We start from the raw sequence: 21392 nt of genomic DNA on the forward strand, positions 1-21392 counted from the left end.
CTAACCTAACTGCGTGTTGGTTGACAGTCCTCCTGAAGAGCGCGCGGAGACCGCCCCCGCGCCCCCAACCCGCCGGGCGATACGTGCTTTTGGGCTCCTCGCGTCCGTGGGGCTCCTGGCGCTCGTCGCGTTGGCGAGCATCGCGATCGGTGCGAAAGCGCTGCCGCTGGACGAGGTCTGGCACGGCCTGTTCCACGACTCGGGGACGTACGCCGATGTCGTGGTCGGTGACCGGCTCTCCCGTACCGTCCTCGGCCTGCTGGCCGGCGCCGCGCTGGGGCTTTCGGGAGCCGTCCTCCAGGCCCTCACCCGTAATCCGCTGGCCGACCCCGGACTGCTCGGGATCAACGCGGGCGCGTCCGCCGCGGTCGTCACCGCCATCACGTTCTTCGGCGTCACGAGCCTGAGCGGCTACGTCTGGTTCGCCTTCTTCGGGGCAGCGGCGGTCGGCGCGCTGGTCTGGTTCCTCGGTGGCAGCCGGGGGGCGACGCCGGTGCGGCTCGCGCTCGCGGGTACGGCGATCAGTGCCGCGCTCTACGGCTATCTGCAGGCCGTGATGATCATGGACAACGCCGCGCTCGGCAAGATGCGTTTCTGGACGGTCGGTTCACTGGCCTCGGCCACCGACACCACTATCAAGCAAGTGCTGCCGTTCCTGGCGGTCGGCACGATCCTCGCGCTGGGCCTCGCCCGACCGCTGAACGCCGTGACCATGGGCGACGACACCGCCCGCGCGCTCGGCGCCAACCTGAACCGCACTCGCGCGCTCTCCATGGCCGCCGCGACCGTGCTGTGCGGGGCCGCGACCGCCGCCTGCGGGCCGATCGTGTTCGTCGGCCTGATGGTCCCGCACGTCGTCCGGTCCTTCACCGGGCCCGACCTGCGCTGGATCCTGCCGTACGCCACCGTGCTGTCGCCCGTACTGCTCCTCGGCGCCGACGTCGTCGGACGGATGGTGGCGCGGCCCGCGGAGTTGCAGGTCGGCATCGTCACCGCGGTCCTCGGCGGCCCGGTCTTCATCTATCTCGTACGACGGCGGAGGACGGCGCAGCTGTGACCACCACACACGATCCGGCCACCCGCCCCCCGGCCCTCCGTGTCCGGGGTACCCGAGCCGTCCGGACACGCGGCGGGCTCTCGGTCCGGTTCGACCTCCGGGCGTTCACCGTCGTCGTCCTGCTGATCGTGGCCGCGCTCACCGCGAGCGTCGTGCTGATCGGCACCGGCGACTTCCCGATCTCGGCCGCGGACGTCCTCAAGACGCTGTTCGGCGAGGGGACCGCGATCCAGGAGTACATCGTCGGCGACCTGCGGCTGCCGCGGGTCCTCGTCGGTCTGCTGGTGGGGGCCTCACTGGGGCTCGGCGGGGCGATCTTCCAGTCCATCTCCCGCAATCCGCTGGGCAGTCCGGACGTGCTCGGCCTCGGCCAGGGCTCCACGGCCGGCGCGCTCATCATGATCGTGCTGTTCTCGGGGAGCGCGAACCAGGTTGCTCTCGGGGCGCTCGTCGGCGGACTCGTGACCGGGATCGCCATCTATCTGCTCGCCTGGAAGCGAGGAGTGCACGGTTATCGACTGGTTCTGGTCGGTATCGGTGTCTCCGCGATCGTCACGGCGGTCAACGGCTATCTGATCACCAAGGCCGACATCGTCGACGCGGCCCGCGCGATCGTCTGGATGACCGGCTCGCTCAACGGCCGTGACTGGAAGCAGGTCTGGCCGCTGCTCGTCATGTGCGCCGTCCTCGTACCCCTGGTCCTCGCCAACACGCGAGCGCTGCGCATGATGGAGATGGGCGACGACGTCTCGTACGCGCTCGGAGTGCGGGTCGAGCGGACACGGCTGCTGCTGATGGTGGCCGCCGTACTGCTCACCGCGGGTGCCACCGCCGCCGCGGGGCCGGTCGGCTTCGTGGCGCTGACTTCGCCGCAGCTCGCCCGGCGGCTGACCCGCTCACCCGGACCGAACATCGTGCCCTCCATGTGCATGGGCGCGACCCTGCTGATCGTCGCGGACTGGGCCTCGCAGCGGGCCTTCGGCGCCGACCAGCTGCCCGTCGGCGTCGTGACCGGAGTCCTCGGCGGCGTCTATCTGCTGTGGCTCCTGGTCACCGAGCGGAAGGCGGGCCGGATATGAGCGCCGCAGCGAACGAGAACACCAAGAGGAGCACCAGCACCGTGAACCGCCTGTCCGCCGACAACGTCACCCTCGCCTACGACCAGCGCGTCATCGCGGAGAAGCTGTCGGTGGAGATCCCCGACAACTCCTTCACCGTGATCGTCGGCCCGAACGCCTGCGGCAAGTCGACGCTGCTGCGCGCCCTTTCGCGGATGCTCAAGCCCTCCGAGGGGCGGGTGCTGCTCGACGGGCAGGTCATCCAGTCGATGCCCGCGAAGAAGGTCGCCAGGACGCTCGGGCTGCTGCCGCAGTCGTCGATCGCGCCGGACGGGATCACGGTCGGCGACCTGGTCGGCCGGGGCCGCTATCCGCACCAGGGGCTGCTGCGCCAGTGGTCCACGGAGGACGAGCGGGTCGTCCAGGAGTCGATGGCCTCGACCGGGGTCGCCGAGCTCGCCGATCGCTATGTCGATGAGCTGTCCGGCGGACAGCGGCAGCGCGTGTGGATCGCCATGGCCCTCGCACAGCAGACACCGCTGCTGCTCCTCGACGAGCCCACGACCTACCTCGACATCCAGCACCAGATCGACGTCCTCGACCTCTGCGCCGAACTCCACGAGGAACAGGGCCGGACCCTGGTCGCCGTACTGCACGACCTCAACCACGCGGCCCGGTACGCCACCCACCTCATCGCCCTGCGCGAAGGCGAGGTCATCGCCGAGGGCGCGCCGAGCGAGATCGTCACGGCCGGCCTGGTCGAGGAGGTCTTCGGACTGCGCTGCCAGGTCATCGACGACCCGGAGACGGGGACGCCACTGGTGGTGCCGGCGGCGCGCAAGGCCCGTACGGCCGTCTCGGACTCGGCGAAGGCGCCGGTGTCGGCGTCGGCGTCGGCTACGGAAGGGTCCTGAGGCGGAAGTCGGTTACAGAAGGGTCCTGAGCCGGAACAGGTCGCGCAGGCCCGCCTCCAGCTTCACCCGGCCCGAGCCCCAGGCCTTCGCGAAGTTCAGCTCGCCGTTCACCATCGCGACCAGGTCGTCACCGCTCATCGTGAGCCGGATCTGGGCCTTCTCGGCCGGCGAGCCCTGGAGTGTGTCCAGCACTTTGATCCGGCCGTCCTGGAGACGGCCGACGAAGGTGATGTCCAGGTCGGTGATACGGCAGCTCAGCGAGCGGTCCAGGGCCGCAGCGGTGCGTACGTCCCCTTCGGCGCTCGCCATGTTGTCCGAGAGCTTCTCGAGCGCCGTGCGGCACTCCTCAATCGTCGCCATCGTGATCGACGGTACCGCAGGGCTTCGCGGTAGCGTCGGGGCATGAGCGACTCAGTGCCGGAGATCCCGTCTCCGCAGGACGAGGTCCCGGAGCCGGAGGTTCCGGTCGATGCCGGCCCCGCCTACGACCTTGCCGCCCCCGCCCCGCTGAACGTGCCCCGCACCCCCACCGGCAACGCGGACATCGACGCCCAGCTCGACCGGCTGGCCGACGCCGACCACCTCGCCACGGACGGACATGTCGAGGTGTACGAGGATGTACACCGGGGGCTGCGCGACGCGCTCACCGCGCTCGACGCTCGCCCGGGACCTCCGGTGCCCCCAACGCCGTACGACCGCAGGAGCTGAACCGAACGTGGCAGGAGTGGCACGCCGCCGCCTGGATGCCGAGCTGGTCCGCCGCAAGCTCGCCCGCTCGCGAGAGCACGCCGGACAGCTGATCGCCGCCGGGAGGGTCACTGTCGGCAAGACCCTCGCGGTGAAGCCCGCCACACAGGTGGAGACCGCGGCCGCGATCGTGGTCACCCAGGACGACAGCGACCCGGACTACGTCTCGCGCGGCGGACACAAGCTCGCCGGCGCGCTGGAGGTCTTCGTTCCGCAGGGGCTGAAGGTCGAGGGACGGCGGGCGCTGGACGCCGGTGCGTCCACCGGCGGCTTCACCGACGTACTGCTGCGCGCGGGAGCCGCCCATGTGCTCGCCGTCGACGTCGGCTACGGTCAACTTGCTTGGTCTCTGCAGAGCGATGAACGCGTCACCGTCAAGGACCGTACGAACGTACGCGAGTTGACGTTGGAGGCGATCGATGGGGAGCCCGTGGATCTTGTTGTCGGGGATCTGTCCTTCATCCCGCTCGGCCTGGTGCTGCCCGCCCTCGCGCGGTGCGCGGCGCCCGACGCCGATCTGGTGATGATGGTCAAACCACAGTTCGAAGTGGGGAAGGAACGGCTGGGCAGCGGCGGTGTCGTGCGCAGCCCGGAGCTGAGGGCCGAGGCCGTGCGCGGTGTGGCCGCGCGTGCCTGGGGGCTCGGGCTCGGTGTACGGGGGGTCACGGCCAGCCCGTTGCCCGGCCCGTCGGGCAATGTCGAGTACTTTCTGTGGCTGCGTGCCGGGGCACCCGAACTCGATCCAGCAGACGTTGACCGTGCAGTGGCGGAGGGGCCGCGTTGACACAGACCCGAGCTCGTACTGTTTTCCTGCTCGCCCACACCGGGCGGCCCGCTGCGATCCGCAGCGCCGAACTCGTCGTCCAGGGGCTGTTGCGCTCCGGGATCGGCGTACGTGTGCTGGAGGCGGAGGCCGCCGACCTGCCGCTGCCACCGACCGTGGAGCTGGTGAAAGAGGCCACACCGCAGTGCCTCGACGGGTGCGAACTGCTGATCGTGCTCGGCGGTGACGGGACGCTGCTGCGTGGCGCCGAGTTCGCCCGGGCCTCCGGGGTGCCGATGCTCGGCGTCAACCTCGGGCGCGTCGGCTTCCTCGCGGAGGCCGAGCGGGACGACCTCGACAAGGTCGTCGACCGGGTGGTGACCAAGGCGTACGAGGTCGAGGAGCGGATGACCGTCGACGTCGTCGTGCACAAGAACGGCGACATCGTGCACACCGACTGGGCGCTGAACGAAGCCGCCGTGCAGAAGGTGTCCGCCGAGAAGCTCCTTGAGGTCGTGCTGGAGATCGACGGGCGGCCCGTGACCGGCTTCGGCTGCGACGGGATCGTCTGCGCCACGCCGACCGGCTCCACGGCGTACGCCTTCTCCGCGGGCGGGCCCGTGGTGTGGCCGGAGGTCGAGGCGCTGCTGATGGTGCCGATCAGTGCGCACGCGCTGTTCGCGAAGCCGCTGGTGACCTCGCCGGATTCGGTGCTCGCGATCGAGGTGCTGCCACACATTCCGCCGGGGGTGTTGTGGTGCGACGGGCGCCGGTCGGTGGAGTTGCCGCCGGGAGCGCGGGTGGAGGTCCGGCGGGGGGCTGTGCCGGTGCGACTGGCCCGGCTGCATCACGCGTCGTTCACGGATCGGCTGGTGGCGAAGTTCGCGCTGCCGGTTTCCGGGTGGCGCGGGGCGCCGCACTAGTCGTACGACGGCTTGGCCGGTGTGCACGTCCTGTGTGCGGAGTTTGTACGGTGGCCCACTCCCGCGGGTGACAACGGACCCTTTGTGGGTCCTTGTCACCTGCGCCTTCGTACCAGGGGGGTGGGGGCCGTCGCACATCCGGTCCCTGACCTCGTAAGGTCGGGGGCGTGTTGGAGGAGATGCGGATACGGTCGCTCGGAGTCATCGACGACGCGGTGGTCGAGCTGTCGCCAGGCTTCACCGCCGTGACCGGTGAGACCGGTGCGGGCAAGACGATGGTGGTCACCAGCCTCGGGCTGCTGCTGGGCGGGCGTGCCGACCCGGCGCTCGTGCGGATCGGCGCCAAGAACGCGGTCGTGGAGGGACGGATCACCGTACCCGCGGGCGGGACGGCGGTCGTACGGGCCGAGGAGGCCGGAGCCGAACTCGACGACGGGGCGCTGCTGATCAGCCGTACCGTTTCCGCCGAGGGGCGCTCACGGGCGCACCTGGGCGGGCGCTCCGTGCCGGTGGGGGTGCTCGCCGAACTCGCCGACGAGCTCGTGGCCGTGCACGGCCAGACCGACCAGCAGGGGCTGCTCAAGCTGTCCCGGCAGCGGCAGGCGCTCGACCGGTACGCGGGGGACGCGGTCGCCGTGCCGCTCGCCAAGTACGCGGGCGCCTACCGTCGGCTGCGCGCGATCTCGGGCGAGCTGGACGAGATCACGACGCGCGCGCGTGAGCGGGCCCAGGAAGCCGACCTGCTGCGCTTCGGGCTCGACGAGATCGCGGGGGTCGAACCGCGCGCGGGCGAGGACGTGGAGCTGGCCGCCGAGGCCGAGCGGCTCGGCCACGCGGAGGCGCTGGCGTCGGCCGCCACGGTCGCGCACGCGGCGCTCGCGGGCAATCCCGAGGACCCGGAAGGCATCGACGCGGCGACGCTCGTCGCGGGCGCCCATCGGGCGCTCGAGGCCGTACGGTCGCACGACTCCTCGCTCGGCGCGCTGTCCGCGCGGATCGGCGAGGTCAACATCCTGCTGCGCGATGTGGCGGGGGAGCTGGCCGGGTACGCCGACGACCTCGACGCCGACCCGCTGCGGCTCGCGGCGGTCGAGGAGCGCCGCGCCGCGCTCACCCAGCTCACCCGCAAGTACGGCGAGGACATCGACGCCGTGCTCTCCTGGGCCGAGCAGGGCGCCGCACGGCTCCTCGAACTCGAAGGCGACGACGAGCGGATCGACGAACTGACCGCCGAGCGGGACGCGCTCCGGTCCGAACTGGGCGGACTCGCCCAGGGGTTGACGGAGGCCCGTACGGAGGCCGCCGAACGGTTCGCCGCCGCCGTGACCGCCGAGCTGGCCTCGCTCGCCATGCCGCACGCGCGCGTGTCGTTCGAGATCCGGCAGACCGACGACCCGGAAGGCGTGGAACTCGGCGGGCGTACGGTCGCGTACGGTCCGGCGGGGGTCGACGAGGTCGAGCTGCTGCTCGCTCCGCACCCCGGCGCGCCGCCCCGGCCCATCGCCAAGGGTGCCTCCGGCGGTGAGCTCTCGCGCGTGATGCTCGCGGTGGAGGTCGTCTTCGCCGGTACGGATCCGGTGCCGACGTATCTGTTCGACGAGGTCGACGCCGGTGTCGGTGGCAAGGCCGCGGTCGAGATCGGGCGGCGGCTCGCCCGGCTCGCGAAGACCGCGCAGGTCGTGGTCGTCACGCATCTGCCGCAGGTGGCCGCGTTCGCCGACCGGCAGTTGCTGGTCGAGAAGACCAACGACGGGTCGGTGACCCGGTCCGGGGTCAAGGTCCTGGAGGGCGAGGACCGGATCCGCGAGCTGTCCCGGATGCTCGCGGGGCAGGAGGACTCGGAGACGGCCCGGGCACATGCGGAGGAGTTGCTGGCGACGGCCAGGGCGGACGGGTAGCCGCCGGCGGGCGGGGGGAATCTCCGCCGCTCCGCGACGGTGTGTGGCCTTGTCCGCTGCGCGGGGTGGCTTTGACCGCTCCGCGGTCCGATCTCCGCCGCTCCGCGGCGTTTTCCCGCCCGCCCGCCCCTTTTGTCCGCTCCGCGGTCCCCGGATCCCGGCCGCTCCGCGGCCCTCCTAAAGTTGCCCGCATGATCACACGCAACGGCAGGACCGCCGCATTCGGAACCGCCCTGACCCTCACCCGCGCCGGAATCACCGCGCTGCGCGCCAAGGCGCCGGGTGGCCCCGCCCGTTGGGAGCGCGAGAACTACGCCGGGCGGACCGTCGAGCTGTACGCCGGCCCCGCCGCTGCCGTGGGAGCGGCGCTCGGGGCCGCGCGGACCCATCGTGGGGCCGGGTTCGCCGTGCTGGTCGCCGGTGCGTGTGGTGCGTACGACGATGTTGCTGGGGCGGGTGATCCCCGGCGGGGGTTCCGGGCGCATCTGGGGGCGCTGCGGGACGGTGAAGTGACCAGCGGGGCGGTCAAGTTGTTCGGGATATCGGCGGCGGGGCTGGTGGCGGGAGCGATGCTCAAGGAGCGGGCCTTCGACAAGCTGTTCGCGGGAGTGGTGATCGCCGGGACCGCGCACTTCGTCAACCTTGTGGATGTGCGTCCCGGGAGGGCCGCCGGTGCCGTGCTCGCCCTGGGGGCGCCCGGGTTGCTGCGGGACGGGACCGCGGGGCGGCTGTCCGCCGTGGCGATGGGGGCCGCGGCGGCCGTACTCCCCGACGACCTCGGCGAACGCGCGATGATCGGCGACACCGGCGCCCACGCGCTCGGCGCGGCCCTGGGCACCGCCATCGCCGCGGGCAACGGCCGGGCGGGGCTCGTCGCACACGCCGCGGCACTGGTGGCGGCGACGGTGTACGGGGACAAGGTCAGCGAGGCGGCGCGGTCACTGGGGTGAGCGACGACGCGCGGGCTCGTACGGTTCCTGAGGCGTGAGGCGTGAGGCGTGAGGCGTGAGGTGTGAGGCGCGACGGCGTGAAACGCGACGGTGTGCGTGCCGTTGCGCCCCGCGCGATCACCAGGTGCACAAACCCGCACGAAAACACGGCACTTCTCACTCATGTGAGTGACTGAAGCCCCCGAGTTGCCCATGCCGTCGCGATCGCGTTCGGGCGGCGGTGTCGGAACGCCCGTGCGGCCTGGCATCCTTGGCGTTGTACGCGGAGCGCGACGTGCGGTACACCCCCTCTGTACGGTTCTCCGCAGGATTCTTCTGTACGTTTCTTCGTGACCGTCCGACGCCGAACCAGGAGCCCCGGCCACGTGAGCCACGTGAGCAGCCACTCACCGCACGGCCAGTCGCCGCTGCGCACCGTGCAGGTGCTCGGCGGCGGAAGCGCGGGCAGCAGCGCGCATGTGCGGTCGCTGGCCTCGGGTCTCGTCGCCCGGGGCGTGCGGGTCACCGTGTGCGCCCCCAGCGATGCCGATCACGCGTACGGGTTCAGCGGTGTGGGCGCGCGGCATGTTCCGGTGCCGCGCAGCAGCGATCCCGCCTCCGTGGCCGCGCTGCGGACGGCCTGCGCGGACGCCGACCTGGTGCACGCGCATGGGCTGCACGCGGCGCTGAGGGCCGCGTTGGCGCTGAGTGGGCGGCGTATCCCGCTCGTCGTCACCTGGCACACGCGCTCGCACGCCGAGGGTGCGCGGGCACATCTGCTGCGCCTCCTGGAGCGGCGGGTCGCCAAGGCCGCCGCCGTGGTTCTCGGCACGTCCTCCGACCTGGTGGACCGGGCCCGCAGCAGGGGGGCTCGCGACGCGCGGCTCGCCGCCGTCGCCTTCCCGGTGCCGCGCGGCTCCGCCGAGAGCGGGGACCCCGACCGGCTGCGGCTCAAGGCACGAGCCGAACTGGGCGCCACCGACCGCCCGTTGCTGATGGCCGTCGGCTCCCTCGACCGGGGCCGCGGTTACGACACCCTGCTGGACGCCGCGCGTGCGTGGCGGGACCTCGACCCCCTGCCGCTGCTCGTGATCGCGGGGGAGGGGCCGCTCAGGACGGTGCTGCAGCGCCGTATCGAGGACGAAGGGCTGCCCGTCCGCCTGGTCGGGCGGCGCGACGACATCACGGAGCTTCTCGCGGCGGCCGATCTCGCGCTGCTGCCCAGCAGTTGGGAGTCCCGCTCCGTCCTCGCGCAGGAGGCCCTCCACATGGGCGTGCCGCTCGTCGCGACCGCCGTCGGCGGCATCCCCGAACTGGTCGGCGACGCGGCGGAACTCGTCCCGCACGGAGACGCGAAGGCGCTCGCCGAAGCCGTCGTACGCCTTCTCGGCGACCCCGCGCGCCGGGAACTCCTCAGGGAGCAGGGCGCCCGACAGGCCGCCACCTGGCCGACCGAGGACGACACGGTGGCCCAAGTGCTGAGTGTCTACGACGAGTTGACCCAGGCGCGACCGCTTCCCTGAGCGAGCCCTGCGCCCCTACGGCACAAGCCTGCGCGCGCGCAGCGCCAGGCTCAACGCCAGTACCGTCTGCGGGTCGTCCAGGTCAGTGCCCAGCAACTCCCCGATGCGGGCCAGGCGGTTGTAGAGCGTCTGGCGGTTGAGGTGCAGCTCCCGGGCCGTCTCCGCCTTGCGGCCCGCGTGGGCCAGATACGTCTCCAGGGTGGGCAGCAGCGGCGGCTTGGAGCGGTTGTCGTGGTCGCGCAGGGGGCCGATGGCGCGGTCCACGAAGGCCGCCAGGTCCGGGTGGTCGCGCAGGCGCCACAGGAGCAGGTCGATGTCGAGGCGGCGGGCGTCGTACCAGGGGCGGTCGGTCAGTCCCTGCGCGGCCGTCGCCGTCTCCGCCGCGTGCCGCAGGCCCGCGGAGGCCGCCGCCCAGCCGCCCGCGACGCCGACGACGACCACCGGCGGCTGCGCGCCGGGCCGCTGCATCCCCGCGCGCTCCACGCCCGCCCGCAGCGCCGCCGCGACCCGGTCCGCGACGGCCGAGCGTTCGGACTCCGAGCGCAGGCCCAGCAGGAGCGGGACACGGCCCTCGACGGGACGTACGCCCAGCAGGACGGGCACACCGACCGAGGCGAGTTCCTCGGCGACCGCGCGGGCCAGGACCGCCCAGCCGCCGCCGGGGGAGAGGCCGTCGGCGAGCCGCATCACCACCGGCAGGAGCGGGCTGCTGCCGGGCTTGAAGCCGAGTACGCGGGCTTGCGCCGGTGCGTCCTCGGCCTCGATACGGCCCTCGGCGAGGTCGGTGAGGAAGTCGCCGCGTCCGCGCGCCGCGAGCTCCTCCTCCTGGCGGGCCTGCATCAGGACGACGGCCAGGATGCCGGCGGCCCGCTCGGTCGCGAGCCGGTGCACCGGGGCGACCGGGGCGTTGACGGGCAGCAGGACGAGCCGGGCGCGGACCGAGCCGGTGCCGGGGCCGCCCCCGGGCACGTCGACGAGTGTCGTCCCGGCGGGCGGTTCCTCCTTGTGCTGGCCGCGCAGCCCCTCCCACACCTGGAGCGGATCGGCGCCCGCGCCCCCGGACCCGGCGGCGTACAGGAGCTGTCCCTCCGCCGTCTCCAGGAACACCGGGTTGCCGCTGAAGTCCGCGAGAATGCCGAGCACCTGGGGTACGCCGCCCCCGCCGAGCAAGGCCTCGGTGCATCGCCGGTGCACCTCCTCGGCCTGTTGGAGCAGGGCGTAGTGGCCGTTGACGATCTCGGTGTGGATCTCCTCCGTGACGGCCACGAAGGGCACCTCGCGGTGTAGCTGGACGAGGGGGAGACCGGCGGATCTGGCGGTGTCCACGAGGGCGGCGGGCAGCCGGGTGAAGCGCGGGCCGAGTTCCACCACGAGGGCCGCGATGCCGCGCTCGGCCAGCGTGCGGACGAACGCGCGCTGTTCGGCGGGTCGGGTGCCGAGGCCGTATCCCGTGGTCAGGAGGAGTTCGCCGCCCTTGAGGAGCGAGGCGATGTTCGGGACCTCGCCCGCGTGCACCCAGCGCACGGTGCGCTGCAGCCGGTCGGCCCCCGCGAGGATCTCCGGGAGCCCACTGCGCAGCCCGGGCAGCTCCAGCGCCCGCTGCACGGTGATTCCGGCGCCCTGGGTGTCGTAACGGCTGTCCATGCTCCCGGACGCTACCCGCGGACGCGGCGCGGAACATCTCCGGCCCCTGACGTGCGCCGTCCTTGAGGAGTGCTCAGCCGGGCACGGGGGCGATGTTGTGGTTGAAGCGGAAGACGTTGTCGGGGTCGTACTCCGCCTTCACCGCTGCCAGGCGCCGGGTGTTCTCTGCCCCGAGGCCGGCCACCACCCGGTCGGCGCCCTCGTCGCCGATGAAGTTGAGGTAGACCGCGCCGGTGCTCCACGGCTGGACGGCGGAGCGGACGCTCTTGACCCATTGGACGCAGCGTTCGTCGTCCGCCGGGTCCTCCCAGACGCCGAAGGGGTGCACGGCCCATGGCGCGTCCCGGTAGGGCACCGGGAATTCGGTGGGGCCCGTGGCGATCGCGCCGCCCTGCGGGAACAGGACGTGCTGGGTGGTGGGTACGGGAACGGTGTCGCCGAGGGCGCAGAAGACGTCCACGAGTTCGTCGGGCAGACCGGTCAGGTACTCGGCGGACCAGTAGTTCCGCATGCCGGGCGGGTCGTCGAGCATGCACTGGAAGTCCACGTAGGGGAGGGCGGTGACGATCTCGGCCTCGTGCGGCAGTGCAAGGAGCGGCTGGGCGAGTTTGCGCATGTCCTCCTCGCCGCCCGCGTACGTCAGTAGGGCGCAGCACAGCGGCTTGCCGACGAGGTGCTCGGGGATGAACTCCTCGGGCGGACCGGTCAGGTAGATGACGCCGCCGCTCGCCTCCTGCGGTCCCGTCGAGATGATCTCGCGGTAGAGGCCGACCACCTCAGGGCCGCGCTCCGGCAGGTACATCAACATGGCGATGGAGAACTCGGGCAACTCGTGCAGCTTCAGGGTCAGCGCGGTGGCGACACCGAAGTTCCCGCCGCCGCCGTGCAGGGCCCAGAACAGTTCCGGGTTCTCCGCCTCGGTGGCGCGGACCGTCCTGCCGTCGGCCGTCACCAGCTCGACGCCGAGCAGATTGTCGACGGCGAGACCGACGGTCCGGTCGAGCCAGCCGCTGCCGCCACCGAGTACGAAGCCGCCGACCCCGGTGGTCGAGACGCGGCCGCCGGTGGTCGCGAGGCCGTGCGGCTGGGTCGCGTGGTCGAGATGGCTCATGAGGGCGCCGCCCTGGACGCGTACCGACCGGGATCCGGGGTGGACCGTCACCTCGTGCATCCTGCGCAGGTCGACGACAAGGCCGCCGTCGTTGAGGGCCATGCCGGCCACGCTGTGACCGCCGCCGCGCACCGCGATGGGGAGGTCCAGCTCCCGCCCGAAGCGCACGGCACGGACGACATCGGCCTCGTTCGCGCACTGGGCGATCACCGCCGGGCGCCGGTCGATCATCCCGTTGTAGACCGACCGGGCCTCGTCGTAGCCAGGGTCGTCGGGGGCGAGCACCTCGCCGGACAGATCCGCGCGGAGCGCGGCGAGAGCCGCGCCCGCCTTGGAGAGGGGAGCCATGGCAGCCGACCCCTTTCAGCAGGGGACAGGACTGCTCTCAGCCTAGGCGGGCACGGTGGATCGGGCGCGTTCAGACGGATTCAGGCGCGTTTATCTGCATTCAGGCGGATTCGTGCGCGTTCAGCCGCCGTACGCCCCGCTCGCCGTCAGACGCAGCGCCGTGTCGATCAGCGGAACGTGACTGAAGGCCTGCGGGAAGTTGCCGACCTGGCGCTTGAGCCGGGGGTCCCACTCCTCGGCGAGCAGACCCAGGTCGTTGCGGAGCGCGAGCAGCTTCTCGAAGAGCTTGCGGGCCTCGTCGACCCGCCCGATCATCGCGAGGTCGTCCGCCATCCAGAACGAGCAGGCGAGGAAGGCGCCTTCGTCGCCCTCCAGGCCGTCCACGCCCGCGTGCTCGCCGCTGGTCGGGTAGCGCAGGATGAAGCCGTCCGAGGTCGACAGCTCGCGCTGGATGGCCTCGATGGTGCCGATCACGCGCTTGTCGTCCGGCGGCAGGAAGCCCATCTGCGGGATGAGGAGCAGCGAGGCGTCCAGCTCCTTGGAGCCGTACGACTGCGTGAACGTGTTGCGCTCCTTGTCGTAGCCCTTCTCACAGACGTCCCGGTGGATGTCGTCGCGCAGTTCGCGCCACTTCTCCAGCGGGCCGTCCGCGTCACCGGACTCGATGAGCTTGATGGTGCGGTCGACGGCGACCCAGGCCATCACCTTGGAGTGCACGAAGTGGCGGCGCGGGCCGCGGACTTCCCAGATGCCCTCGTCCGGCTGGTCCCAGTGGTCCTCCAGGTAGCGGATCAGCTTGAGCTGGAGGAGCGAGGCGTAGTCGTTGCGGGACAGGCCCGTCATGTGGGCGAGATGCAGGGCCTCGGTGACCTCGCCGTACACATCGAGCTGAAGCTGACCAGCGGCGCCGTTGCCGACCCGTACCGGCCCCGAATTCTCGTACCCGGGAAGCCAGTGGAGCTCCGCCTCGCCCAACTCCCGTTCGCCCGCGATGCCGTACATGATCTGCAGGTTCTCCGGGTCGCCGGCGACCGCGCGCAGCAGCCATTCGCGCCAGGCGCGGGCCTCCTCGCGGTAGCCGGTGCGCAGCAGCGAGGAGAGCGTGATGGCCGCGTCGCGCAGCCAGGTGTAGCGGTAGTCCCAGTTGCGTACGCCGCCGATCTCCTCCGGGAGCGAGGTCGTGGGCGCGGCGACGATGCCGCCCGTGGGCCCGTACGTCAGGGCCTTGAGCGTGATCAGAGAGCGTACGACAGCCTCGCGGTAGGGGCCGTGGTACGTGCACTGGTCGACCCAGTCGCGCCAGAACTCCTCGGTGGCCTCCAGCGACTCCTCCGGCTCGGGCAGAGCCGGGGGCGCCTTGTGCGAGGGCTCCCACGAGATGGTGAACGCGATCCGGTCACCGGGCGCCACCGTGAAGTCGGCGTACGTGGTCAGCGCCTTGCCGTAGGTCTCGCAGGCGGTGTCGAACCACACCGAGTCGGGTCCGGCGACGGCCACCGTCCGGCCCTCGTGCTTGTGCACCCAGGGCACCACACGGCCGTAGCTGAAACGCATCCGCAGCGCGGAGCGCATCGGGACCCGGCCCGTGATGCCCTCCACGATCCGGATCAGCTGCGGCGCGCCGTCACGCGGTGGCATGAAATCGGTCACGCGGACCGTGCCGCGCGGGGTGTCCCACTCGGATTCCAGGATCAGCGAGTCGCCGCGGTAGGTGCGGCGCGCCGCCGTCGGCGGTTTGGCGTCGGCGGCGTGCGCCGGGCCGAGCCGCCAGAATCCGTGCTCCTCCGTGCCGAGCAGTCCGGCGAAGACGGCGTGGGAGTCGAAGCGGGGCAGGCACAGCCAGTCGACCGTGCCGTCCCGGCAGACCAGCGCGGCTGTCTGCATGTCTCCGATGAGTGCGTAGTCCTCGATGCGCCCGGCCACGTGCATCTCCAGTCGAACGGCCACGTCGCCCCCGGAGGGGCGGTCGCTCTTGCGGTCAAGGGAACGTTGGTATTGCGTCGCTACGAAACGTCAATTAGTCGGTGCGATTGTCGTTGCGAAACGAACTGACGAGCTCTCGTGTTCCGGGATACGGACGGGGATGGTGCCGTGTGTCGGCCGGGCTCGGCAGCGAGTGTCCGAGCAGGATACGACGCACGTGGAAGATCCGCGTGCCGCTCCCGGTAACCCGGCTGGGCTGATCGAGTGAGTGGCGTGTGGGGCGCGTGGCGACTTGTGTGCGGAGCGTGGCCGGAAGCAGCCTCCTCGCGGCGCTGATACCCTGGTAGCCCGTGGACCGGTGGGAGAAAAACCCCCGAACCGCAGCGACGGCGCCTCCGGAAATCTTCGGACACCATGCCGGCACGCACCCCAGACCGCGACCACGGGAGCCCCCTCTTGGCCATGACGCCCGCTGCTTTTCGAAACAATGCAGCCACGACGACAAAGCACATCTTCGTCACCGGGGGTGTCGCCTCCTCCCTCGGCAAGGGCCTCACGGCCTCGAGTCTGGGTGCGCTGCTCAAAGCGCGGGGCCTGCGAGTCACCATGCAGAAGCTCGACCCGTACCTGAACGTCGACCCTGGCACCATGAACCCCTTCCAGCACGGCGAGGTGTTCGTCACCAATGACGGCGCCGAGACCGACCTGGACATCGGACACTACGAGCGCTTCCTCGACGTTGACTTGGACGGCTCCGCCAATGTCACTACAGGCCAGGTGTACTCGACCGTCATCGCCAAGGAGCGGCGCGGCGAGTACCTGGGCGACACCGTGCAGGTCATCCCGCACATCACCAACGAGATCAAGCACCGCATTCGCCGTATGGCCACCGATGACGTCGACGTAGTCATCACGGAGGTCGGCGGCACGGTCGGCGACATCGAGTCCCTGCCGTTCCTGGAGACGGTCCGTCAGGTCCGTCACGAGGTCGGCCGCGACAATGTGTTCGTCGTCCACATCTCGCTCCTCCCGTACATCGGCCCCTCCGGGGAGCTGAAGACGAAGCCGACCCAGCACTCGGTTGCGGCGCTGCGCAACATCGGTATCCAGCCGGACGCGATCGTGCTGCGCGCGGACCGCGAGGTCCCCACCGCGATCAAGCGCAAGATCTCGCTGATGTGCGACGTCGACGAGGCGGCCGTGGTCGCGTGCATCGACGCCAAGTCGATCTACGACATCCCGAAGGTCCTGCACACCGAGGGCCTGGACGCGTACGTCGTCCGCAAGCTGGACCTGCCCTTCCGTGACGTGGACTGGACGGCCTGGGACGACCTGCTCGACCGCGTCCACAACCCGCTCCACGAGATCAACATGGCGCTCGTCGGCAAGTACATCGACCTGCCCGACGCCTACCTCTCGGTGACCGAGGCCCTGCGCGCAGGCGGCTTCGCCAACAAGGCCCGCGTGAAGATCAAGTGGGTCACCTCGGACGACTGCAAGACCCCGGCGGGCGCTGCCAAGCAACTCGGTGACGTCGACGCGATCTGCATCCCCGGCGGCTTCGGCGACCGCGGCGTGTCCGGCAAGGTCGGCGCCATCCAGTACGCCCGCGAGAACAAGATCCCGCTGCTCGGCCTCTGTCTCGGCCTGCAGTGCATCGTGATCGAGGCCGCGCGCAACCTGGCCGACATCGCGGACGCCAACTCCACCGAGTTCGACTCCGCCACCGCCCACCCGGTCATCTCCACCATGGCCGAGCAGCTCGACATCGTCGCCGGCGAGGGCGACATGGGCGGCACCATGCGCCTGGGCATGTACCCGGCGAAGCTCGCCGAGGGCTCCATCGCGCGTGAGGTGTACGACGGCAAGGAGTACGTCGAGGAGCGTCACCGTCACCGCTACGAGGTGAACAACGCCTACCGCGCCGAGCTGGAGAAGAAGGCCGGTCTGCAGTTCTCCGGAACCTCGCCGGACGGCAAGCTCGTCGAGTACGTCGAGTACCCGCGCGACATCCACCCGTACCTGGTCGCGACCCAGGCGCACCCCGAGCTGCGCTCGCGTCCGACTCGCCCGCACCCGCTCTTCGCGGGCCTGGTCAAGGCCGCGGTGGCACGCAAGACGGGCAAGTGACGCAAGGGTTGTACGGTGGCCGGGGTGTGTGCCTTTCGAGGTGCGCACCCCGTTTTCCGTTGCGGGTACAGGTAACGGATTCTTGTGCGGGGCCGACAGCTTTTTTGCACGTGTGGGAGGACAGGGCATGACCATCAAGGACACCGCCGAGGAGTGGGAGATCAGGGCGAGCGAGACCCCCTTCGTCGGCAACAAGACCTCGGTCCGCACCGACGACGTGGTCATGCCCGACGGATCGGTCGCCCGCCGCGACTACCAGGTCCACCCCGGCTCCGTGGCCATCGTCGCCCTCGACGACCAGAACCGCGTCCTGGTGCTGCGCCAGTACCGCCACCCCGTCCGCCACAAGCTCTGGGAGATCCCGGCCGGACTCCTCGACATCCCCGGCGAGAACCCTCTGCACGCCGCCCAGCGCGAGCTCTACGAAGAGGCCCACATCAAGGCCGAGAACTGGCGTGTCCTGACCGACGCCTACACCACGCCCGGCGGCTGCGACGAGGCCGTCCGCATCTTCCTGGCCCGCGACCTCTCCGAAGCCGAGGGACAGCGCTTCGAGGTCGAGGACGAAGAGGCCGACATGGAACTGGCCCGGGTCTCCGTCGACGAGCTCGTACGGGGCGTACTCGCCGGAGAACTGCACAACAACTGCCTCGTCGTCGGCGTGCTTTCGCTGGTCGCCGCACGGCACGGCGAGGGCCTCGACGCGCTGCGCCCGGCGGAGGCGCCGTGGCCGGCGCGGCCCTTCGAGGTCTGACGGGCTGCCGGCGCCCACCTGACACCCGTCTGACGCAGACAGTCCTACGATCGCCTGATCCGATCGGGGGACGTGCCCGCCGCGCTCCGCACGGATCGTCGCAGAGCGTGAACTAGGCTCTGAAAACGCCCCGTCCGGAGTCCCGGCGGGCTTGCGCGTGCAGTGGGACGGGAGTGTGGCCCGTGACGGATCAGGCGGTGGACAACGGCGGCACGAAGGTGTCGGCAGAGGGGCAGCGCCCGGCTGCCGGGTCCGCTCCTACGGAGAGTCAGTTCCTGGGTCGTACAAGAGAGTTGAAGGAACTCCGGGCCGACATCGAGCGCGCGGGCCTGGACACCATCTCTGGGCGCAAGGCGCCACGCGCGCGCGTGCTGCTCATCGCGGGCAAGCCCGGCTCGGGCCGCACCGCGCTCGCCGAGGAGCTCGCGGAGCAGGTCGCCGAGAGTTACCCCGACGGAGTGCTGCGTGCCCGGCTCACCGAACCCGACGGCACCCCGGTCCCCACCGAGCGCACCGCCCGCGAGCTGCTCACCGCCCTGGAGCGTCCCACGCCGCCCGGGGCGGGCGCCGAGGACCTCGGCGAGTCGCTGCGCGAGGCGCTCGCCGTCCGCCGCGTCCTGCTCGTCCTCGACGACGCGGCCGACGCCGAGCAGGTCGACGCCCTGCTCCCGGACACGCCGGAGTGTCTGGTCGTGGCCGTCTCCGGCGGGCCGCTGACCGGCATCGCGGACGTCCGCCCCTGCACCCTGGGGGGCCTGGACACCAAGTCCGCCCTCGAACTGCTCGGCCGCTTCACCGGTTCGGTGCGCATCACCGTGGACCCGTTCGCCGCCGAGGGCCTGGTCGAGCTGTGCGCGGGCCAGCCCGCCGCCCTGGTGCTCGCCGGCGGCTGGCTCGCGACCCGCCCCCAGTCGGCCGTCTCCGACCTCGCCAAGCAGCTGCGCTCCGACGGCGAGGAGGGCTCGCCGCTGGCCCGCGTCTTCCGGCTCACGTACGCCTCGCTGCCCAGCGCCGCCGCGCGGATACTGCGACTGCTCTCGCTCGCCCCGGCCGGGCTCGTCGACCCGCACACCGCATCCGCGCTCGCGGGCTGCTCGGTGAACGCCGCCCGCACCACACTGGACGACTTCGCCGCGCTCGGCCTGCTGCGGCCCGTGGAGTCGCCGCTGCCGCAGTACGAGGTGCCCGGCTGCCTGCTGCCGCTGCTGCACGCCCTCACCGAGACCCACGACCGCCCCGCCGAGCTCCAGCTGGCCCGCGCCCGGATGCTGGAACGGACCGTACGGCTGCTGGTGTCCTGCCGCGCCATCACCGAGACCGACAGCTCGCCGGCCCGCGAGAAGCTCGCCGGAATGCCCCGCGCCCTGCGCTTCCCGAACCCCCGGGCCGCCGCCGACTGGCTGCGCATCCGGCAGCCCGCGCTGCTCGCCTCCGCCCGGCTTGCGGTCGCCGACGGCGAGCTGGACACCCTGGCCCGCCGCATCATGGCCGCGTTGGTGCGGGCGATGGTCGCGCACGTCGGTACGCAGGCCGCTGCGCCCGAGCTGTACGGCATCCACCGGCTCGTCCTGGACGTCGCCGAGCGCCGGAAACTGCCCCGCGAGAAGGCCGCGGCCCTGCTGAACCTCGCGGATCTGGACGCCCAGACGGGTCGTACGGCGGACGCCCTGGCCCGCTACCGGGCCGCACTCGACGCCGGACGCGAGGCGAACGATCCGTATGCGACCGGCCGCGCGATGGAATCCGTAGGCGGCGCCCACCAGGAGCTCGGGGACTACGACCGGGCGGCCGACTGGTACGGGCGGGCGCTCGCCGATCGGCTCGCCCGCGACGAGCGCGTGGACGCCGCCCGGCTGTACGGCCGGATCGCCGCCGCGCACACCTACGCGGGCCGCTACGGCGAGGCGCTGCGCAACTGGCGGGCCGCCGTAGCCGGGCACCGCAAGAACGGCGATGTGGCCGCCCAGGCACGGGCGTTGAGCGAGATGGCACGTGTCCAGGAGTACGCCGGACGGCCCGAGGAGTCACTGCGCACCTGCCAGGAGGCGGCCGAGTGGGCGCGCCGCGCCGACGACGTACGACTGCAGGCCGCGCTGCAGCTCAGGCTGGCCGACACGCTGGACCGGCTCGGCGACCCGGCGGCGGCGCGACTGCACCGGGGTGCGGCCGAGCGAATGCTGGGTGACGAGCTCCCGGAGAGCGCATCGGCCAGGGAACAAGACGCTAACGCCTGCGAAATCCGTAGTACATCCGAAGAAGATTGATGCATTGAAAGGCTAGACAGAGGGAATCCCTTCATTAGACTGGCTCCGCCGCGCTCTTTCGTGGTGTCTCCCGTTGTGCTCCCGTACGTCGGGTATGACATGCAATGCCCCGGCTCGCATCGCCTCGGCATGCACAGCCCCAGAACCCTCTGAGCCAAGGACCGTGATCGACGTGAAGGTCGGCATCCCCCGCGAGGTCAAGAACAACGAGTTCCGGGTGGCCATCACCCCCGCCGGCGTGCACGAGCTGGTGCGCCACGGCCACCAGGTGCTCATCGAGAAGAACGCCGGCGTCGGCTCCTCGATCACGGACGACGAGTTCGTCGCCGCCGGTGCGCGGATCCTCGCCACCGCCGACGAGGTCTGGGCCACCGCCGACCTGCTGCTCAAGGTCAAGGAGCCCATCGCGGAGGAGTACCACCGCCTCCGCAAGGACCAGACGCTCTTCACGTACCTGCACCTGGCCGCCTCCAAGGAGTGCACGGACGCGCTCGTCGAGTCCGGCACCACGGCGATCGCATACGAGACGGTCGAGCTGCCCAGCCGTGCGCTGCCGCTCCTCGCCCCGATGTCCGAGGTCGCGGGCCGCCTCGCCCCGCAGGTCGGCGCCTACCACCTGATGCGCTCGGTCGGCGGCCGTGGCGTGCTCCCCGGTGGTGTCCCCGGCACGCAGCCCGCGCGGGCCGTCGTCATCGGCGGCGGGGTCTCCGGCTGGAACGCCACGCAGATCGCCGTCGGCATGGGCTTCCACGTCACGCTGCTCGACCGCGACATCAACAAGCTCCGCGAGGCCGACAAGGTCTTCGGCACCAAGGTCCGGGCGATCATGTCCAACTCCTTCGAGCTGGAGAAGGCCGTCCTGGACGCCGACCTCGTCATCGGCGCGGTTCTCATCCCGGGTGCCAAGGCGCCGAAGCTCGTCACCAACGAACTTGTCTCGCGAATGAAGCCGGGAAGTGTTCTTGTCGACATCGCGATCGACCAGGGTGGCTGCTTCGAGGACTCGCGTCCGACCACCCACGCCGAGCCGACCTTCCCGGTCCACAACTCGGTCTTCTACTGCGTCGCCAACATGCCCGGTGCCGTGCCCAACACGTCGACGTACGCGCTCACCAATGCGACGCTTCCGTACATCGTGGAGCTCGCGAACCGCGGCTGGGTCGAGGCGCTGCGCCGTGACGCGGCGCTCGCCAAGGGTCTCAACACCCATGACGGCAAGGTGGTTTACCGCGAGGTCGCCGAGGCGCACGGCCTGGAGCACGTCGAGCTGGAGTCCTTGCTCGGTTAAGTCATCAACGGGTAAAAAGGCGATACGTCAACACGGGTCGTCAACACCGCACACCCGGCCGGACCTTGCCCGACAAGGCCCGGCCGGGTGTGTGTCGGGTCACTTTGTGACACTCGTT

At 71.2% G+C, this 21392-nt stretch carries 17 protein-coding genes; 13 read left to right on the forward strand and 4 right to left on the reverse strand.

Annotation, left to right across the window (positions count from 1 at the left end; genetic code table 11):
* The first annotated feature begins 13 nt into the window (after positions 1-13).
* From OG246_RS22540 to OG246_RS22550, 3 genes are read left to right on the forward strand one after another with little or no spacing between them, the layout of a single operon-like run.
* Complete coding sequence (locus tag OG246_RS22540; protein WP_266466414.1) at positions 14-1057, forward strand: iron ABC transporter permease; 1044 nt, start codon at positions 14-16, stop codon at positions 1055-1057.
* On the forward strand, positions 1054-2136 hold the full coding sequence (locus tag OG246_RS22545; protein ID WP_266466417.1) for an iron chelate uptake ABC transporter family permease subunit: 1083 nt from the start codon (positions 1054-1056) through the stop codon (positions 2134-2136). Before OG246_RS22540 ends, OG246_RS22545 begins: the two co-directional genes overlap by 4 nt.
* Positions 2133-3029 carry an ABC transporter ATP-binding protein gene (locus tag OG246_RS22550; RefSeq protein ID WP_266466420.1) on the forward strand — a complete coding sequence of 299 codons (897 nt, stop codon included), beginning with the start codon at positions 2133-2135 and terminating at the stop codon, positions 3027-3029. The genes OG246_RS22545 and OG246_RS22550 overlap by 4 nt, the downstream gene beginning before the upstream one ends.
* Before the next feature lie 12 nt (positions 3030-3041).
* On the opposite strand, the gene OG246_RS22555 is transcribed toward OG246_RS22550, so the two are convergent.
* Positions 3042-3389, reverse strand: a complete 348-nt coding sequence (locus OG246_RS22555) for an SCP2 sterol-binding domain-containing protein (protein ID WP_266466423.1) — start codon at positions 3387-3389, stop codon at positions 3042-3044.
* 42 nt (positions 3390-3431) lie between these two features.
* On the opposite strand from OG246_RS22555, the gene OG246_RS22560 reads away from it, so the two are divergent.
* The 6 genes from OG246_RS22560 (at position 3432) to OG246_RS22585 (ending at position 9812) form a co-directional block, all read left to right on the forward strand.
* Positions 3432-3737: a hypothetical protein gene (locus OG246_RS22560; RefSeq protein ID WP_266466425.1), complete on the forward strand. Its 306-nt coding sequence runs from the start codon at positions 3432-3434 to the stop codon at positions 3735-3737.
* A 7-nt stretch (positions 3738-3744) separates the two neighbouring features.
* Positions 3745-4560, forward strand: coding sequence for a TlyA family RNA methyltransferase (locus tag OG246_RS22565; protein WP_266466428.1), 816 nt, complete (start codon positions 3745-3747; stop codon positions 4558-4560).
* Positions 4557-5462 carry an NAD kinase gene (locus tag OG246_RS22570; protein ID WP_266466431.1) on the forward strand — a complete coding sequence of 302 codons (906 nt, stop codon included), beginning with the start codon at positions 4557-4559 and terminating at the stop codon, positions 5460-5462. Before OG246_RS22565 ends, OG246_RS22570 begins: the two co-directional genes overlap by 4 nt.
* A gap of 167 nt (positions 5463-5629) precedes the next feature.
* On the forward strand, positions 5630-7360 hold the full coding sequence (recN, locus tag OG246_RS22575) for a DNA repair protein RecN (protein ID WP_266466434.1): 1731 nt from the start codon (positions 5630-5632) through the stop codon (positions 7358-7360).
* A gap of 191 nt (positions 7361-7551) precedes the next feature.
* Entirely contained in the window at positions 7552-8310 is a 759-nt protein-coding gene (locus OG246_RS22580) for a hypothetical protein (RefSeq protein ID WP_266466437.1), read from the forward strand.
* A 365-nt stretch (positions 8311-8675) separates the two neighbouring features.
* The gene (locus tag OG246_RS22585; RefSeq protein WP_266466441.1) at positions 8676-9812 is read left to right on the forward strand and encodes a glycosyltransferase family 4 protein; all 1137 of its coding nucleotides are present in this window, start codon (positions 8676-8678) and stop codon (positions 9810-9812) included.
* A 15-nt stretch (positions 9813-9827) separates the two neighbouring features.
* On the opposite strand, the gene OG246_RS22590 is transcribed toward OG246_RS22585, so the two are convergent.
* From OG246_RS22590 to OG246_RS22600, 3 genes are all read right to left on the reverse strand, one after another.
* Positions 9828-11456, reverse strand: coding sequence for a PucR family transcriptional regulator (locus tag OG246_RS22590; RefSeq protein ID WP_266466444.1), 1629 nt, complete (start codon positions 11454-11456; stop codon positions 9828-9830).
* 73 nt (positions 11457-11529) lie between these two features.
* Complete coding sequence (locus OG246_RS22595; RefSeq protein ID WP_266466447.1) at positions 11530-12915, reverse strand: FAD-binding oxidoreductase; 1386 nt, start codon at positions 12913-12915, stop codon at positions 11530-11532.
* Positions 12916-13035: 120 nt separating this feature from the next.
* A complete protein-coding gene (locus OG246_RS22600; RefSeq protein WP_266470806.1) occupies positions 13036-14838 on the reverse strand; it encodes a glycoside hydrolase family 15 protein in 1803 nt (600 codons plus the stop codon).
* Between the two features lie 462 nt (positions 14839-15300).
* On the opposite strand from OG246_RS22600, the gene OG246_RS22605 reads away from it, so the two are divergent.
* From OG246_RS22605 to ald, 4 genes are all read left to right on the forward strand, one after another.
* A complete protein-coding gene (locus OG246_RS22605) occupies positions 15301-16968 on the forward strand; it encodes a CTP synthase (RefSeq protein ID WP_266466449.1) in 1668 nt (555 codons plus the stop codon).
* A 127-nt stretch (positions 16969-17095) separates the two neighbouring features.
* On the forward strand, positions 17096-17722 hold the full coding sequence (locus OG246_RS22610; protein WP_266466452.1) for an NUDIX hydrolase: 627 nt from the start codon (positions 17096-17098) through the stop codon (positions 17720-17722).
* 182 nt (positions 17723-17904) lie between these two features.
* The gene (locus OG246_RS22615) at positions 17905-19986 is read left to right on the forward strand and encodes a tetratricopeptide repeat protein (protein ID WP_266466454.1); all 2082 of its coding nucleotides are present in this window, start codon (positions 17905-17907) and stop codon (positions 19984-19986) included.
* Positions 19987-20158: 172 nt separating this feature from the next.
* Positions 20159-21274, forward strand: a complete 1116-nt coding sequence (ald, locus tag OG246_RS22620) for an alanine dehydrogenase (protein WP_266470808.1) — start codon at positions 20159-20161, stop codon at positions 21272-21274.
* Positions 21275-21392 lie beyond the last annotated feature (118 nt).

The sequence above is a fragment of the Streptomyces sp. NBC_00620 genome (assembly GCF_026341825.1).
In the GTDB taxonomy this organism is placed as follows: domain Bacteria; phylum Actinomycetota; class Actinomycetes; order Streptomycetales; family Streptomycetaceae; genus Streptomyces.

Bases quoted from the DNA above. Each gene is read 5' to 3' on its own strand.
- OG246_RS22550 (WP_266466420.1), top strand. From the start codon at position 2,133: ATGAGCGCCGCAGCGAACGAGAACACCAAGAGGAGCACCAGCACCGTG.
- OG246_RS22555 (WP_266466423.1), bottom strand. From the start codon at position 3,389: ATGGCGACGATTGAGGAGTGCCGCACGGCGCTCGAGAAGCTCTCGGAC.
- OG246_RS22560 (WP_266466425.1), top strand. From the start codon at position 3,432: ATGAGCGACTCAGTGCCGGAGATCCCGTCTCCGCAGGACGAGGTCCCG.
- OG246_RS22580 (WP_266466437.1), top strand. From the start codon at position 7,552: ATGATCACACGCAACGGCAGGACCGCCGCATTCGGAACCGCCCTGACC.
- OG246_RS22590 (WP_266466444.1), bottom strand. From the start codon at position 11,456: ATGGACAGCCGTTACGACACCCAGGGCGCCGGAATCACCGTGCAGCGG.
- OG246_RS22595 (WP_266466447.1), bottom strand. From the start codon at position 12,915: ATGGCTCCCCTCTCCAAGGCGGGCGCGGCTCTCGCCGCGCTCCGCGCG.
- OG246_RS22605 (WP_266466449.1), top strand. From the start codon at position 15,301: ATGACGCCCGCTGCTTTTCGAAACAATGCAGCCACGACGACAAAGCAC.
- OG246_RS22610 (WP_266466452.1), top strand. From the start codon at position 17,096: ATGACCATCAAGGACACCGCCGAGGAGTGGGAGATCAGGGCGAGCGAG.